This window comes from Isoptericola sp. NPDC057559, from assembly GCF_042801555.1.
GTDB lineage: Bacteria > Actinomycetota > Actinomycetes > Actinomycetales > Cellulomonadaceae > Isoptericola.
In genome coordinates, this window is the sequence record NZ_JBHVFQ010000004.1 from 91,979 (window position 1) to 107,594 (window position 15,616).

11 protein-coding genes are annotated in these 15,616 nt (G+C 75.6%); 7 read left to right on the forward strand and 4 right to left on the reverse strand.

The features are described from left to right. Window positions 1-107 precede the first annotated feature (107 nt). The gene (locus ACFU5J_RS06510) at window positions 108-650 is read right to left on the reverse strand and encodes a GNAT family N-acetyltransferase (RefSeq protein ID WP_430578173.1); all 543 of its coding nucleotides are present in this window, start codon (window positions 648-650) and stop codon (window positions 108-110) included. Between the two features lie 41 nt (window positions 651-691). After that, window positions 692-1,369 carry an NAD(P)-binding oxidoreductase gene (locus ACFU5J_RS06515; RefSeq protein WP_430578174.1) on the reverse strand — a complete coding sequence of 226 codons (678 nt, stop codon included), beginning with the start codon at window positions 1,367-1,369 and terminating at the stop codon, window positions 692-694. A 133-nt stretch (window positions 1,370-1,502) separates the two neighbouring features. Between ACFU5J_RS06515 and ACFU5J_RS06520 the strand changes: the two genes are divergently transcribed. Both ACFU5J_RS06520 and ACFU5J_RS06525 read left to right on the forward strand, forming a co-directional pair. Further along, window positions 1,503-2,513 carry an AraC family transcriptional regulator gene (locus ACFU5J_RS06520; protein ID WP_430578175.1) on the forward strand — a complete coding sequence of 337 codons (1,011 nt, stop codon included), beginning with the start codon at window positions 1,503-1,505 and terminating at the stop codon, window positions 2,511-2,513. A gap of 55 nt (window positions 2,514-2,568) precedes the next feature. Beyond that, window positions 2,569-3,417, forward strand: coding sequence for a TrmH family RNA methyltransferase (locus tag ACFU5J_RS06525; RefSeq protein ID WP_430578176.1), 849 nt, complete (start codon window positions 2,569-2,571; stop codon window positions 3,415-3,417). A gap of 25 nt (window positions 3,418-3,442) precedes the next feature. On the opposite strand, the gene ACFU5J_RS06530 is transcribed toward ACFU5J_RS06525, so the two are convergent. After that, window positions 3,443-4,450, reverse strand: coding sequence for an alpha/beta fold hydrolase (locus ACFU5J_RS06530; protein WP_430578177.1), 1,008 nt, complete (start codon window positions 4,448-4,450; stop codon window positions 3,443-3,445). 115 nt (window positions 4,451-4,565) lie between these two features. Here ACFU5J_RS06530 and ACFU5J_RS06535 point away from each other — a divergent pair, with 115 nt between their 5' ends. Both ACFU5J_RS06535 and ACFU5J_RS06540 read left to right on the forward strand, forming a co-directional pair. Further along, window positions 4,566-8,060: an alpha-N-acetylglucosaminidase TIM-barrel domain-containing protein gene (locus tag ACFU5J_RS06535; protein WP_430578178.1), complete on the forward strand. Its 3,495-nt coding sequence runs from the start codon at window positions 4,566-4,568 to the stop codon at window positions 8,058-8,060. Between the two features lie 41 nt (window positions 8,061-8,101). Beyond that, the gene (locus tag ACFU5J_RS06540; RefSeq protein ID WP_430578179.1) at window positions 8,102-9,301 is read left to right on the forward strand and encodes an ROK family transcriptional regulator; all 1,200 of its coding nucleotides are present in this window, start codon (window positions 8,102-8,104) and stop codon (window positions 9,299-9,301) included. A 59-nt stretch (window positions 9,302-9,360) separates the two neighbouring features. Here the strand turns inward: ACFU5J_RS06540 and ACFU5J_RS06545 are convergent, their stop codons facing one another. Continuing rightward, on the reverse strand, window positions 9,361-11,376 hold the full coding sequence (locus ACFU5J_RS06545; protein WP_430578180.1) for a beta-N-acetylglucosaminidase domain-containing protein: 2,016 nt from the start codon (window positions 11,374-11,376) through the stop codon (window positions 9,361-9,363). Window positions 11,377-11,530: 154 nt separating this feature from the next. Here ACFU5J_RS06545 and ACFU5J_RS06550 point away from each other — a divergent pair, with 154 nt between their 5' ends. The 3 genes from ACFU5J_RS06550 (at window position 11,531) to ACFU5J_RS06560 (ending at window position 15,612) form a co-directional block, all read left to right on the forward strand. Continuing rightward, the gene (locus tag ACFU5J_RS06550; RefSeq protein ID WP_430578181.1) at window positions 11,531-12,418 is read left to right on the forward strand and encodes an ABC transporter ATP-binding protein; all 888 of its coding nucleotides are present in this window, start codon (window positions 11,531-11,533) and stop codon (window positions 12,416-12,418) included. Between the two features lie 91 nt (window positions 12,419-12,509). Continuing rightward, on the forward strand, window positions 12,510-13,496 hold the full coding sequence (locus ACFU5J_RS06555; protein ID WP_430575462.1) for an ABC transporter substrate-binding protein: 987 nt from the start codon (window positions 12,510-12,512) through the stop codon (window positions 13,494-13,496). Between the two features lie 13 nt (window positions 13,497-13,509). Then, window positions 13,510-15,612: an iron ABC transporter permease gene (locus tag ACFU5J_RS06560; RefSeq protein ID WP_430575463.1), complete on the forward strand. Its 2,103-nt coding sequence runs from the start codon at window positions 13,510-13,512 to the stop codon at window positions 15,610-15,612. Window positions 15,613-15,616 lie beyond the last annotated feature (4 nt).

Here is a 15,616-nt window from a genome sequence, read left to right on the forward strand (position 1 = left end):
GCGCCGCCCCCCCGGGGGGACGCCCCCCTCGCGCAAACGGTGGGTGGTGCTTTCACCCCCCCCCGCCGGGTCGGTCTACAACCCCCCCACGCTCGATTCCTTGGCGGTCAGGGGAGGACGAGCAGCCGGGCGGGCGGCGCCCCCTCGCGCTGCCAGTCGAACCGGGCCTCGCCGACCACGCGCCACCCGCGGTGCAGGTAGACGGCGTGCGCGATGCCGTCGCGGTCGTCGACGTCGAGCACCGGGGTGCGCCCCAGCGCGTGCAGGTGCGCCACGGCGACGTCGAGCAGGGCGCCTCCGACGCCGCGGCCCTGCGCCGTCGGGCCGACGAACAGGACCGAGACGCAGCCCAGCTCGTCGACCGGGCGGCCGGCGCCGGCCGACCAGATCGCGCCGAACCGGTCGTCGGGCACGGCGGTCACGCTGACGTGCCCGACGACCGCGCCGTCGACCTCGGCGACCCAGGCGCGCTCCTCGTCGGGCCGGACGATGAAGTCCTCCACCGGGAACGGCAGGGGCCAGCGGTGCGGGTAGCCCGACGCCGGCTGCTGGCCGGCGAGGGCCTCGGCGAGGGCGGGCAGGTCGGCGGGGACGCGGTCGCGCAGGACGACGGCGGGCGCGACGCCGTCGCGGGCGGGGTCGGTGGTCACGCCCGTGATCCTGGCACGCCGCCCCGACATGCGGCCCGCCGTTACGCCGACACGCTGAGCGTGGCGCCGACGGTCCCCGGGTCGGCGAGCGCCCCGGCGTGCGCGCCCGCGACCTGCGCCCGGGAGACCTTCAGGCCGCGTCGGGTGTCGTCGGTCGTGACGTGGGCGGGGGAGCCGTCGGCGGCGTCGGTGAGCGAGACGGGGCGCACGAGCGTCCAGTCCAGCCCGCTGCCGCGCACCACCTCCTCCTGCCGCCCCGAGTCGACGAACTGCCGGCCGATGACGAACCGGAACACCAGCTTCCACGTGAGGTCCAGGTGCCGCCAGGAGTCCCCGAGCCCGTACGTGCTCTGCACGACGAGCCGCCGCACGCCGGTCTCCCGCATGGCCGCGACGACGGTCGCGGTGCCGCGCGAGCGGACGTCCGCGGGGGTGCTCGACCGGTGCAGCCACTGCACGGCGAGCGGGTTGTCCGAGATGCCGAGCGTGACGACCACCGCGTCCTGCCCGGCCACGGCCTTGGCGACCGCGTCGGGGTCCAGCGCGTCGCCGTCCACCGGCCGCACGCTGCCCGGCCCGTCGACGGACCCCTCGACGGGCGAGGCGAACGCCGTGCTCGCCGTCCGCCCGAACGCGGTGACGCGGTGCCCGTCCGCCACGAGGCGACGGGTCAGGGCGAGGCCGGTGCCTCGCGTCGCTCCGACCACCAGCACGTCCATGACGATCCTCCTTCCGGCCGGGCCCTCGCGGTCCGGCGTCTGCTCCCAGACTTCCGCCCGGGGACCGGACGAACCATGCCGCGATCACCGGGATTCTTGACCGATCGTCCGAGAGGGCGCGAGGATGGTCGGCATGGCCGACGCCGCGACGCTGCTGCCCGTGCCGGGGGCGGGGCTCCCGCAGGAGGACCCCTGGGCCCAGGTGCTGGGCGACCTCGAGATGACCGCCGTGTTCTGTTCCACGGGCCGGTTCTCCGAGCCGTGGGGGCTCGCGCTGCCGCCGCTGCCGGGCACCACGATGTTCCACCTGCTGCTCGACGGCCGGGCCGTCGTCGACGTCGAGGGTGAGCACCACGACCTGGCGCCCGGCGACCTGGTGCTGGTGCCGCACGGCACGGGGCACCGCATCACCGGTGCCGCCGGCGACCCGGCGACCGGCCTCTGGGACGTCGACCGCACGGTGGTCGCCGACCGCTACGAGCAGCTGCGCATCGCCGGCGGCGGCCGCCCCGCGACGCTCGTCTGCGGGGCGGTCGGGTTCACCGACCCCGGGGTGGGCCGCCTGCTGGCGAGCCTCCCTCCCGTGCTGCGGGCGCCCGGCCCCGGAGCCTCCGGCGCGGACCCCGACAGGGCGTGGCTGCGCGCCCTCGTCACCGCGATCGACCACGAGGTGCGGCGCCCGCGGCCCGGCACCGACGTCGTCACCGCGCGCCTCGCGGACGTCCTGCTCGTGCACGTCGTGCGCGGCTGGCTGGAGGCGGAGGAGCCCGCGTCCGGGTGGATCGCCGCACTGCGCGACCCCGCGCTGGGCCCGGTGCTGCGGGCCGTGCACGCGGCACCCGCCGACCCGTGGACCGTGGAGTCTCTCGCCGCGGTCGCGCGGCTGTCCAGGTCGGCCTTCGCGGAGCGCTTCACGGGCACGGTGGGCGAGCCGCCGATGGCGTACGTCGCGGGCTGCCGCCTGGACGCCGCGGCCCGGCTGCTGCGCGAGGGCGACGCGTCCGTCGAGGCCGTCTCCCGCCGCGTCGGCTACGACTCCGTGCCGGGCTTCCACCGCGCTTTCGTGCGGCGCCACGGCACGACGCCGGGCGCGTGGCGCGCGTCGGGCGGAGCACCCACCCTCGCGGACGCCCTCGGGCGGTGACCGGCGCGGCGGACCGGCCGCGGGTCCGGCCGCCGTCCCGGGGGAGAATGCCCCGGTGAGCACCCCCGAGCCCGGCGCCCTGGCAGATCGCGTCACGCGCGTCACCGACCCCGCCGACCCGCGCCTGCACGACTACACCGACCTCAAGGACGTGAAGCTCCGCTCCGCTCGCGAGCCCGCCGAGGGGCTGTACATGGCCGAGTCGTCGTCGGTGATCCGCCGCGCGCTCGAGGCGGGGCACCGGCCGCGGTCGTTCCTCATGGGCGAGAAGTGGCTCGACTCCATGGCCGACGTGCTCGACGCGTACCCCGACGTGCCCGTCTTCGTCGGCGGCGACGACGTGGTGCAGCGGATCACCGGGTTCCACCTGCACCGCGGGGCGCTCGCGGCCATGCACCGCCCGGTGCTGCCGAGCGTGCACGAGCTGGTCGCGGGCGCCCGCGGCGGCGCCGGGGCGCGCCGCGTCGCGGTGCTGGAGGACATCGTCGACCACACGAACGTGGGTGCCATCTTCCGCTCCGCGGCCGCGCTCGGCGTGGACGCCGTGCTGGTCTCGCCCCGCTGCGCGGACCCGCTGTACCGCCGGTCGGTGCGCGTCTCCATGGGCACGGTGTTCCAGGTCCCGTGGACGCGCCTGGAGTCGTGGCCGGGCGACCTGCGCGCCCTGCAGGAGGACGGCTTCACCGTCGCAGCCCTCGCCCTGGCGGACGACGCCGTCTCCCTCGACGACGTCGTCGCCGACCCGCCCGAGCGCCTCGCGCTGGTGCTCGGCACCGAGGGCGACGGGCTCTCGCGCGGCGCGGTCGACACCGCCGACCTCGTCGTCACGATCCCGATGGCCGGGGGCGTGGACTCGCTCAACGTCGCCGCCGCGTCGGCCGTGGCGTTCTGGGCCACGCGCTAGCCGGGGCGGGGCCGGACGCCGGTCGTCAGCGTCCGGCGTGCGGCAGCGCCAGGCTCACCAGACCGACGACGAACCGGCCGGGCTCCTCGTGCATGCACAGGTGCGCCGAGTGCTCGAACCACAGGACGTCCTTCGACGGCGCGGTGACGCGGTCGAACCACCGCTCCACGGGGGCGGTCGGCGTCGTGAAGTCGTGCCGGCCGAGGAGCTGGACCATCGGGACGTCGAACTCGACCTGGTCGCTCGCGTCGAAGGCGAGGACGTCGGACAGGACCCGGGGCAGGGTGATCGACTGGCCCTGCCCGATCAGCTCCCGGTCGTCGGCGGAGTAGTACGGCGACAGCGACTCGGACTCGAAGAAGTACATCGACTCCGCGCGGTAGGCGGACAGGCCGCCGTAGTGCTGCGCCCACCGCCGGCACACGACGATGCGCTCGACGGTGAGCGGCTCGTCGCCGGGGTAGTCGCCGAGGGCGCGCAGCTCCGCGAGAGCCTCGGAGTTCCCGTCGGCGGTGGCGCTCCGCACCGCGTGCGCGAAGACCTCGGACTCGTTGTCCGGGCCGGAGATGACCTGGCCGACGCCGATGTACGCCCAGAGCAGGTCGGGCCGGCGCCGGGCGAGCAGGACGCCGAGGATCGACCCCCAGCTGTGCCCGAGGAGGCCGACCCGCTCGACGCCGAGCTCGTCCTGCAGCCAGGCGATCAGCTCGACCAGGTCGTCGACGTAGCGGTCCACGCTCAGGTCGGTGGCGTCGTCGACGCCGGCGACGGACCTGCCGCTGCCGCGCTGGTCGTAGTTGACGACGGTGAAGTAGTCCTCCACCCCGCGCTGCCAGATCCACGAGGTGGGCAGGGACGGGACGGCGGGCCCGCCGTGACAGACGACGAGCACCGGGTTCGCGCGGTCACGGCCTCGGACGGAGACGAACTGCTCGACGCCGCCGAGCTCGACCATGGCCGTGAGGTCCACGGCCTGCGGGTTGGGGATCATGCTCAGGTCGGCGATGACTGCTCGCCCCGCGTCGTCGGTCATGGCGGCACCCTAGGGGACCCCGGCGACTGTCCGCGGCAGGCGCCACGACCCTTGACCGGCTCCCGGCCCAGGTTTAGGTTGGGCCGCGATCATAATCGCTGCAAAGGGGCAGACCATGGTCGGGAGCACGACGCTGCGGCAGTTCTCCACGAAGGCGATCGCCACGCTGATGGGCGTCGCGATGCTCGCCACGACCGGGGCGGGCGCGGCCGGCGCCGCCGGACCACCACCGCGCACCGACGATCTCGCGGCTCAGCAGGCGGCCGGCCCGGGGGCGTTCGACACCCGGCCCGCGCGCGACGTCCTGCGGCGGGTGCTCGGCCCGCGGTACGCCGGCCAGGTGGGACTGGCCACCGTCGCGGCCGACGACGGGCACGAGACCTTCCGGGTCGCAGCGCGTGGCGGTCGGCTGGTGGTCGAGGGCAGCAGCACCTCGGCCCTGCTCATGGGCGTCAACTGGTACCTCAAGGACGTCGCGAAGGCGGACGTCTCCTGGACCGGGGACCAGCTGGACCTTCCGCCCCGGCTCCCGCTGCCGCGTGAGCCGATCACGCAGACGTCGCTCGTCGCGCACCGGTTCTCCGGCAACGACACCGAGGACGGCTACTCCGGCCCCTTCCGCACCTTCGAGGACTGGGAGCGGGAGATCGACGTGGCGGCCATGCACGGCGTGAACGAGATGTTCATGCCCGTCGGCGCCGATGCCGTCTACGCCGAGACCCTGCAGTCGTTCGGCTACTCGGCGGAGGAGATGCGGCACTGGGTCCCGACCCCCGGCTATCAGCCGTGGTGGCTCCTGCAGAACATGTCCGGCTTCACCACGCCCGTCAGCGAGCGGCTGCTCCAGGAACGCGCGGACCTCGGCCGCCGGATCGCCGACCGGATGCGCTCGCTCGGCATCACGCCCGTGCTGCCCGGGTACTTCGGCACCGTGCCGACCGACTTCGAGGAGCGCAACCCGGGCGCGAAGACGGTGCCGCAGGGCACCTGGAGCGGGTTCACGAGGCCGGACTGGCTGGCTCCCACGGACCCGACCTTCGACCGCGTCGCCGCACGCTTCTACACGGTGCAGGAACGCGTCCTGGGTCCGTCGACGATGTTCAAGATGGACCTGCTGCACGAGGGCGGGCGCGCCGGTGACATCCCCGTGGGCGACGCGTCGGTCGCGGTGCAGGACGCGCTCGAGGCGGCCCACCCGGGCGCGATCTGGGTCATCCTCGGTTGGCAGAGCAACCCGCGCCCGGAGACGGTGGCGGCGATCGACAGGACCCGCATGCTCGTGGTGGACGGGCTCTCCGACCGCGCGCTGAAGCCCGACCGGGACAACGACTGGAAGGGCACGCCCTACGCCTTCGGGTCCATCTGGAACTTCGGCGGCAACTTGACCGTGGGGGCGCCGATCAAGGCGTGGAACGAGCGGTTCTGGGCCTGGCTCGAGCGCCCGGGCAGCGCCCTGGACGGCGTGGCGATCCTGCCGGAGGCGAGCGGCAACAACCCGGTCGCGATGGAGTTCCTGGCCGAGCTGCCCTGGCACGACGGCCCGGTCGACCTCGACCGCTGGTTCGACGTCTACGCCGACGCCCGCTACGGCGGCGTCGACCCCGCCGCGCGCAGGGCGTGGCGCGTGCTCGCCGGCACGGCGTACTCCATCCCGCCCACCGGGGGCCGTTCCTCGGGTCACGGCGGCCTGTTCGCCGCGACGCCCAACCTCTCGACCACGCGCCCGCACACCTACGCGCAGGCCGCCTTCGCCTACGACCCGGCGGCGTTCGCGAAGGCCCTGCCCGCCCTGCTCGACGTCGACCCGGCGCTGCGCGGCAGCGCCGCCTACCGGTACGACCTGGTCGACGTCGCGCGGCAGTCGGTGGCCGACCGGTCCCGTACCCTGCTGCCCCAGATCCAGGCGGCGTACCAGGCCGGCGACCTCGACGAGCTCACCCGCCTCACCCGGTCGTGGACCGGGCACGTGCGCGGGCTGGACGACCTCCTGGCCACCGACGAGCATTTCCTCCTGGGCCCGTGGACCGCGCAGGCGCGCGCCGCCGCGGGCGACCCGCAGGAGGCGGTCGCCCTCGAGCAGGACGCGCGCCGGCTGATCACCTCCTGGGGGCCGGCGACCACCGACCTGCACGACTACGCCTACCGTGAGCGGTCCGGCCTGCTGGACGACTACTACCTGCCGCGCTGGGAGCGCCTGTTCGACGCGCTCCGCGCGCACCTGGAGACCGGCGAGGCGGTGCCCGACATCGACTGGGACGCGATGGCGGAGGAGTGGATCGCGGACCGCACGGTCTACCCGACCCGGCCGTCGGGCAACGCCTACCGGGAGGCGTCGCGCACGCTCCGCCGCCTGCAGGACGACCGGTACGACGTGCCCCTCACGCTGCGGCCGACGGGCTCGGTCACGGGGTCGGGGACGGGTCCGGACGCCGCGCAGGTGACCGCGTCGGTGACCAACACCAACTACTTCGCCGCGGCCACCGGCGTCCACGTCGAGGTCGCGGCGCCCGCCGGGATCGAGGTGGTCCCGACCGGGGGGCAGCCGGACGAGATCGGGCCCGGGGAGACGGCCGAGCGGACCTGGACCGTGCGGCGCACCGCCGCGCTGCCGGCGGGCACCGACGAGGTGACCGTCGACGTCACCCTCCGCTTCGACGGTGCCGACGGTGCCGACGGGTCCCAGGTCCGGACGTCGTCCGCCGTGCTCCCGGTCGCCTCGACGGGGCGGTACCAGCTCAGCGACCTGGCGTTCTCGTCGTCGCGCAACCACGACGGCCTGCACCCGGTGGCCCGGGACACCGTCACGGCCGCCACCCCGGCCGGCGACGGCGCGCCGATCCGGCTCGACGGGGTCGCGTTCGCGAAGGGTCTGGGCACCAACTCCAACGCCGACGTGCGCGTCGAGCTGGGCGGCACCTGCTCCCGGCTCACGACCGTCGTCGGCGTCGACGACGCGATGAACCACACCGCCGACGGCGACGTGGTCGTGCGCGTCTACGGCGACGGCAGGCTCCTGACGCAGACCGGCGTGCTCCGCAGCGGCCCCTCGGGCCCCGGCACGGCGGCCGTCCGCCTCGACGTCGACGTCACGGGGGTGCGGCAGCTGCGCCTGCAGGTGGACCAGTCGGACGCGAACCGCTACTTCGACGCGCTGTCCTTCGGTGTCCCGACGGTGGCGTGCGCGTCCCCGCCGCCCACCCCGCTCGGCGAGGGGGCGTCGGTGACGGCCACGAGCGCGGAGGCGGGCCGCGAGCCGGCCAAGGCGGTCGACGCCGACCTGTCCACGGGGTGGTTCTGCCTCCCGGCGGCCTGCAACGGGAAGCCCGCGTCGCTCCAGGTCGACCTGGGGGCCGCCCACGACCTGTCGGCGGTCCGGGTGACGCCGTACTACGCCGACCGCCGGTCGTACCTCTACCGCGTGGAGGGCAGCGCGGACGGGCAGGCGTGGACGCTGCTGGCGGAGAAGACGGCGCACGCCCCGCAGACGGACGTGGGCGACCGGTACGCCGTCGAGGGCAGCTACCGGTTCGTGCGGGTGACCGGGTTCGGGAACACCACCAATGCCTATAGCCTCCATCTGCAGGAGCTGGCGGTCTACGGGGCCGGGTAGGGCCCGTCCGCCGGGCGGGCGCGAGGCCGCGGGGAGGGTCGATGACGTCGGGACCGGTGCGCGTCGCGCAGAAGGCGACCCCCGCGGACCTGCGCGAGCGCAACACCCGGCTGGTGCTGCAGAGCGTGCTGAGCGGCGCCGGTGAGGTCTCGCGGGCCGACATCGCCCGGTCGGTCGGGCTCGCGAGGGCGGTGGTGTCCGAGATCGTGCAGGACCTGGTGGCCCGGCGCCTCGTCGCCGAGGGGGCGGGCAGGCCGCAGGGGCGCGGCAAGCCGGCGACGCCGCTGCGGGTCGACACCCAGCACTCCTGCCTGCTGATGGCCGACGTGACGCCGGGCGGCGTGCGCGCCGGGATCGGCGGGCTCGACGGCGCGATCGGCGCGATCGCGGAGATGCCGTTGCCGGCGGGCCCGACGCCCGGCGACGTGGTCGGGGTCCTGGCCCCGCTGCTCGCCGGGCTGGTCGAGCGCGACGGCCGCGACGTGCTCGCGGTGGGCGTCGCCGTGCCCGGCATCGTCTCCCCGGACGGCGGGGTCACCGAGGCCCTGCAGCTCGGCTGGCAGGACGTGAACCTCGCCGGCCCGCTGTCGGCCGTCCTCGGGCACGAGGTCGTCCTGGTGAACGACGCGACGGCGGTGGCGCTGTCGGAGGTCTCCCACCAGGGTGCGCCGGGCGCGGGGGTCGTCGTGCTGCACGTCGACACGGGTGTCGGCTCGGCCGTGCTCCTCGACGGGCGCGTCCACCTCGGCGACCGGCAGCGCGCGGGCGAGGTCGGTCACATCGACCTCGGCGTGAGCGACCGCCTCTGCTCGTGCGGGCGGCGCGGCTGCCTCGAGACGGTGGCGGGCCTGCCCGCCGTGCTGGAGGGGCTGCCGCTCGAGCGGCTCGACGACGTCGCGGCCCTCGGGGACGGGCCGGCGCCCGCGGAGCTGCGGGCCCTGGCCGCGCGCGTCGACCGCGCGGCGGAGGGGCTGGCGGCGCTGATCTGCGCCCAGGTCGCGATCCTCGACGTCGCGGACGTGGTGGTCGACGGGCCGGTGCGGCGGGCGGGTCCGCGGCTCCTCGACACGATCGAGGCGGCCCTGGCCAGGCGGCTGCCGCCGAGCGACGTGCGCCGCCCGCGCTACTCGGCGATGGGGGAGCGGGCCGTCATGCACGGTGCGGGCGCCGCGGCGATGCTGCACCGGCTCGGGGTGATGTGGCTCCAGGGCGCGGACGGCGAGGGGCCGGGCGGGTCCTGACCGGGGACGCGCGAGGGCGAGGGGTCGTGCGCCGACCCCTCGCCCCCGTTCCGACCGCGTCAGGAGGCCAGGTCGGCCCCCAGGTCGCGCAGGAACGTGTCGAGCACGCCGTCGCCCAGCTTCACCGGGGCGACGCCCCACCGGTTGTCCGGCGGGTCCACGAGGACCTTCGCCGCCGAGGCGGCGGACGCCTTCGCCCGGGCGAGGAGGGCGTCGCGGGCGGCCGTGTCGCCGTCGAGGTCGGCCTGCGCGGCATCGAGGGTCGCGACGAAGGCGTCGCCCCACAGGTCGTCGGCGTCCAGCCAGGGCTTCGCGTCGGACAGGAACCCGGGGTCGACGTCCGCGGACCGCAGCGTCTCGGGGATCGCGGCGACCAGTTCGGCGCGGCGCCGCAGCCCGTCGACCGCGGCCTGCCGGTCGCCGGCCTCCCAGCGGTCCCAGAACCGGTCGACGTCGGCCGCGAGAGCCGGGGCCTGCGGCTGCCACGGGTCGCCGAAGCTGGGCGCGAGGTGGTTGAGGTCGCCGAACGCGAGGAGCGCGTCGACCGCACGCTCGTCGTCGTGGGCGAGGTAGCGCATCGCCTCGTCCCAGCCGCGGTCCCGGTCGTAGCCGCGGTCGTGCCACGCGAAGTCGAGCATGCCGAAGACGGCGACCTTGCTGGCCGCGGCCTGGTTCATCGGGTTGGAGACGAGCCCCGCGAGGTGGTCGGAGAGGCCGGGCTCGCGCTTGTCGTAGGGCGCGAGCAGGAGCCGGCCGCTGGTCTGCCCGTAGTCGTTCACGGGATAGTTGTCCCAGAGGAACGTGGGCCCGCCGAACACGGTGTCGGCCTCGACCGCCTGGGCGACGGAGATCGACTGCGGCACGACGTCGTTGCCGGTCCACATGACGACGACGTCGTCGTCCATGGTGCGCAGCGCGGCCTTGTAGGGCGACTCGGTCGTGTTGTAGTACTCGGTCGGCACCATCTGGAGCGGCCGGGCGCCGTCGTGCGTCTCGATCCACCCCTGCTGCACCCGGGTGAGGAAGTCGGCCTGGGCCTGGCCGGCGGCCCCCGGCGACGGGTCGCCGTACGCGGCGCGGTCCGAGTCGCACGCCCAGCGCGAGTAGTCGATGTCGTCGAGCGGCACGTTGAAGGCCCGCACCCCGACGTCGTACAGGGCCTGGAACTTGGCCTCGAGGGCGGCCATGTCGGCGTCGCTGGTGTAGCAGATGCTGTTGCCGGGGGAGAGGGCGAACGTGAAGCGCACGTGGTTCGCGGTGGCCGCGTCGACGAGCTCCGCGAGCCCGGCGAGCTCGTCCGCGGGGTAGGGGTCGCGCCACTGCTCGCGGTGGTAGGGGTCGTCCTTGGGCGCGTAGACGTACGTGTTCGCCTTGAGGTCGCCGTAGAAGGCCATCTGGTCGAGGCGCTCGGCGCTCGTCCACGGCTCGCCGTAGAAGCCCTCGATGGTGCCGCGCAGCGGCATGGACGGGAAGTCCTGCACGGCGGCGCCGGCGATCGTCGTGTCGTGGCCGCGGGTGACGAGGAGCTGCTCGAGCGACTTCACGGCGTAGAACTGCCCGGCCGCGTCGGCGCCGGCGAGGGTCACGGTGCCGACGCGTCCACCGGCGCCGCGGTCGACGCGGAGCGCGTAGGCCTCCGCGTGGTCGGGGACGGACACGTCCCCGAGCGCGGAGCGCACGTCCGCGCGCCCCGCGTCGCCGAGCAGGATCTGCAGCGGTGCGCGACCGTGGGCGCCTGCCTCGGCGGGGCCCGTCACGCGCACCCGGTCGACCCCGTGCGCGCGCAGGGTCCGGACCAGCGCGTCGCGGGCGGCGGGGTCGGTGTGCTCGTCGACGACGACGCCGACGTTGCCGGTGAGCGGCACGTCGCGGCCGGCGCGCCACATCTGCTGCGGTGCGGGGCTGACGACCGGCAGGTCGGTGCCGGCGGTGCCGGTGGGGGCCGCCAGGGCGGACGGGGCGAGCGGGCTTGGGGCGGCCGCGGCGGCGGACGGGACGGCGACGGCCGCGGCCGCGAGGAGCGCGGCGGCGGAGAGCATCCCCGCGGCGTTGCGGGGTCTCGTGGGCATGGTCATGAGTACCTCCATTGGTCTAGACCAGGGCGTGATAACGCTGTCATCGACGGTGGCCCGTGTCAACAGCTCCGGAGGGGGTGGCGTGACCCGAGTCACACAGAATTACGCAACAGGGGGATGACGAATTGTTTCGGTGAAGGTTAGCCTCACCTACGTGAGTCAGACCCTGGTGCCGTCGGTGCCCCCCGTGCTCGCCGCCCGCCCCGCCGTCGCGCTGGCCGGGCGCGACCTGCGGCTCTCCTACGACCGCCGCACCGTCGTCGACGGCGCCGCGATCGAGCTGCGGCCGGGCCAGGTGACCGCGCTGCTGGGCCCCAACGGCTCGGGCAAGTCGACGCTGCTGCGCTCGCTCGCGCGGCTGCACCGCCCCGACCAGGGCAGCGTCACCCTCGCCGCCGCCGGCACCGCCGGCGCCGGCGGCACGGACGGCGACGGCGCGACCGACGCCCTGGCGCTGCACCCGAAGGACTTCGCCCGCCGGGTCACGCTGCTCTCGCAGAGCCACCCCACGCCCAGCGGCGTCACCGTGCGAGACGTCGTCGCCTACGGCCGGCACCCCTACCGCGGGCGGTTCCGCTCCGCCGACGCCGACGGGCCGCGCGCCATCGCGCACGCCATGGAGGTCACGGGCGTCGCCGACATGGCCGAGCGGGGCGTCGACGAGCTGTCCGGGGGCGAGCTGCAGCGCGTGTGGCTCGCGACCTGCCTCGCGCAGGACACCGGCGTCGTGCTGCTCGACGAGCCCACGACCTACCTCGACCTGCGCTACCAGGTGGAGCTGCTCGACCTGATGCGGGACCTCGCCGCCGAGCACGGCGTGGCCGTCGGCGTCGTCCTGCACGACCTCAACCAGGCCGCCGCCGTCGCCGACCACGTCGTGGTGCTGCACCGCGGCGAGGTGCGGGCCTCCGGCCCGGCGGCCGAGGTGCTCACCAGCGAGCTCCTCACCGAGGTCTACGGCATCCGCGTCGAGGTCACGACCCACCCGGACACCGGCCGGACCCGCTGCGAGGCCGTCGGCCGGCACGACGCGCGCGCCTGACCCGACCCCACCGAGACTCCCGCCGGCCCGCGCCGGCGGCCCCCGCGCGCCCGTCCCGCGGCGCGCCGACACGAAGGACACCGAGACACCCATGCGCACCTCCACCCGTTCGCTGCTCGCCGGCGCCACCGCCGCGGTGGCCGCCCTCGCCCTCGCGGCGTGCGGCACCACCGAGGACCCCGCGGCGGAGGCGGCGCCCGAGACGTCGGCCGCCAGCGGCCCCGTCACCTACACCGACGAGCGCGGCGAGCACACGCTCGACGCCCCCGCGACCGACGTCGTCTCGCTCGAGTGGGGCCTCACCGAGAACCTCGTCGCGCTCGGCGTGCAGCCGGCCGGCCAGGCCGACGTCAAGGGCTACAACACCTGGGACACCGTCGCCCCGATCGACGCGGGCACGCCCGACGTCGGCACCCGCGGAGAGCCGAGCCTCGACGCCATCTCGGCGCTCGAGCCGGACCTGGTCGTGACCACGACCGACCTGCCCGAGAACGTCATCAAGCAGATCGAGGAGGTCGCGCCCGTCCTGACGCTGCGCGGCTCGGACGGCACGGACCCGCTCGGGTACATGAAGGAGACCGTGACGACCCTCGGCGAGGTCACGGGGCAGCAGGACGCCGCCGCGTCCGCGCTGAAGGACTTCGACGCGAAGGTCGCCGAGGGCAAGTCCGCCCTCGAGGCCGCGGGCCTCGGCGGCGCCGAGTTCGCGATGGCCGACGGCTGGATCGCCAACGGCACGGTGTCCGTCCGCCTGTACACGCCGGGGTCGTTCTTCGGCGCGCTCGGCGAGGCCGTCGGCCTCAAGGACGCCTGGACCGAGGGCGGCGACCCCGACTACGGGCTCGCGCAGACCGACGTCGAGGGCCTCACGAAGCTCGGCGACGTGAAGTTCGTGTACGCCGCGAACGACTCCGAGGCGGACCCGTTCGCGGACGGTCTCAAGGACAACAAGGTCTGGAAGCAGCTGCCGTTCGTCACCGCGGGCGACGTGCACCGCATCCCGGACGGCATCTGGATGTTCGGCGGCCCGCTGTCGGGCGCCGCGTACATCGACGCGCTCGTCGACGCGCTCGCCTGACCGCCCGCCGCACGTGTCCGTGACCGTCTCCCCGCCGTCCGCCGCCCCCGCCACCGCGCCGGGGCGGCGGGCGGCGCCCGTCCGCGTGGCCGCGGCGTTCGTGCTCGCCGTCGTCGCCGTCCTCGTGCTGTCCGCCGTCCACCTCGCCCAGGGCACGGCGGACGTCGGCGCGCTGGACGTGCTGCGTGCCGCCGTCGGTGCGGACACCGACGGCACGGTCGCGGTGCTCCTGTCCTCCCGGCTGCCGCGCCTGCTCGCGGGGCTGCTCGTCGGGGTCGCGCTGGGGGTCGCCGGCGCGGTGCTCCAGTCGGTGGCGCGCAACCCGCTCGCCTCGCCGGACACGCTCGCGGTCAACGCGGGCGCCTACGTCACGGTGGTCGCGGCGGCCGCGCTCGGCCTCACCGTGCCGTTCTACCTGCAGGGCGGCCTCGCCTTCGTCGGCGGGCTGGCCGCCGCCGGGCTCGTGCTCGCCCTCGCCCGCGGCGGGGCGGACGGGCCCACGCGGCTCGTCCTGGCCGGGTCGGCCATCATGCTGGCCCTGCACTCGCTGACGATGGTGCTGCTCGTCCTCTTCGAGCAGGAGACCACCGGCCTGTTCGCGTGGGGCAGCGGCAGCATCGTGCAGTCCGGCACGCGGACCGTGAGCCTCGCCGCGCCGGTCGTCGCCGTCGGCGTCGTGGTCGCGCTGCTGCTCGCCCGCCGGCTCGACCTGCTCGGCCTCGGCGACGACGCCGCGCGCGTGCTCGGCATCGACGTGCGCCGCACCCGGGTGCTCGCGGTCCTGGCGGCGGTGCTGCTCGCCGCGATCGCCGTGACCGTCGCCGGCCCCATCGGCTTCGTCGGCCTCGCCGCCCCCGTCATCGCCCGGCTCGTGGGGCGCAAGGTGCCCGGCCTCGGCCGGCACGTGCTGCTCCTGCCCTTCGCGGCGCTCGTCGGCGTGATCGTGGTGCTCGGCTCCGACGTGCTGCTGCGCGCCGTCCTGCCGGGCCAGGCGTCCGTCGCGGTGCCCACGGGCGTCGTGACGACCGTGCTCGGCGCCGGGATCCTCGTGTGGATGGCGCGCCGCCTGCGCGACTCCGGGACCGGCGCGCGGGGCGCCCGCGGCGCGCTCGGCCGGCCCCGGTCGCGGGCCAGGGTGGTCACCGTGCTCGTGGTGCTGGTCGCCGCCCTCGTCGCCGCGGTGGTCGCCGGGCTCCTGCTGGGGGACCGGATCGTGCTGCTGGGCGACGTCGCGAACTGGGTCCAGGGCGCCGCCGGGCGGCAGGTCTCGTTCGTCCTCGACCAGCGCGTGCCGCGGGTGCTCGCCGCCGTCCTCGCGGGCGGGGCGCTGGCGCTCGCCGGGACGATCGTGCAGGCGGTGTGCCGCAACCCGCTCGCCGAGCCCAGCCTGCTCGGCGTGACGTCGGGCGCGGGCCTCGGCGCGGTCCTCACGATCCTGCTCGTGCCGGGCGTCGGGATCTGGTCCATGTCCGCCGCCGCCGGGATCGGCGCGCTCGTCGTCTTCGCCCTCGTGTACCTGCTCTCGTCGCGCGGCGGCCTCGGCTCGGAACGGCTCGTCCTGGTCGGGATCGGCGCGCAGGCGGGCACGACGGCGCTCATCACGCTGGTCGTCCTCGTGATCTCGCCGTGGGACGTCAACCTCGCGCTCACGTGGCTCTCGGGCTCCACGTACGGGCGCAGCCTCGAGCAGCTGCTGCCCGTCGCGCTGGCGCTCGTCGTGATGGTGCCGCTCGCCGCGACCTACCGCCGCGAGCTCGACGTGCTCGCCCTCGACGAGGACACGCCCCGCGTGCTCGGCCTCGCCGTCGACCGCACGCGCCTCGTGCTGCTCGCGGCGGCGGCCCTGACCACCGCGGCCGCCGTCTGCGCGGTCGGTGTCATCGGCTTCGTCGGCCTCGTCGCGCCGCACGCCGCGCGGGCGCTGGTCGGCGCCCGGCACACCCGCGTGCTGCCCGTCGCCATCCTGCTCGGCGCCGTGCTGGTGTCCGTCGCGGACACCGTCGGCCGCGTCGTCATCGCCCCCGGGCAGATCCCCGCCGGGCTCGGCACCGCGCTGCTGGGCGCGCCGTACTTCGTCTACCTGCTCTGGCGGTCGCGGGGTCGCGGCACCGCCTGACCCG

Excerpts from the sequence above, each read along its gene's own strand:
- ACFU5J_RS06555 (WP_430575462.1), top strand. The coding sequence starts at position 12,510 with ATGCGCACCTCCACCCGTTCGCTGCTCGCCGGCGCCACCGCCGCGGTG.
- ACFU5J_RS06540 (WP_430578179.1), top strand. The coding sequence starts at position 8,102 with ATGACGTCGGGACCGGTGCGCGTCGCGCAGAAGGCGACCCCCGCGGAC.
- ACFU5J_RS06515 (WP_430578174.1), bottom strand. The coding sequence starts at position 1,369 with ATGGACGTGCTGGTGGTCGGAGCGACGCGAGGCACCGGCCTCGCCCTG.
- ACFU5J_RS06520 (WP_430578175.1), top strand. The coding sequence starts at position 1,503 with ATGGCCGACGCCGCGACGCTGCTGCCCGTGCCGGGGGCGGGGCTCCCG.
- ACFU5J_RS06535 (WP_430578178.1), top strand. The coding sequence starts at position 4,566 with ATGGTCGGGAGCACGACGCTGCGGCAGTTCTCCACGAAGGCGATCGCC.
- ACFU5J_RS06530 (WP_430578177.1), bottom strand. The coding sequence starts at position 4,450 with ATGACCGACGACGCGGGGCGAGCAGTCATCGCCGACCTGAGCATGATC.
- ACFU5J_RS06545 (WP_430578180.1), bottom strand. The coding sequence starts at position 11,376 with ATGACCATGCCCACGAGACCCCGCAACGCCGCGGGGATGCTCTCCGCC.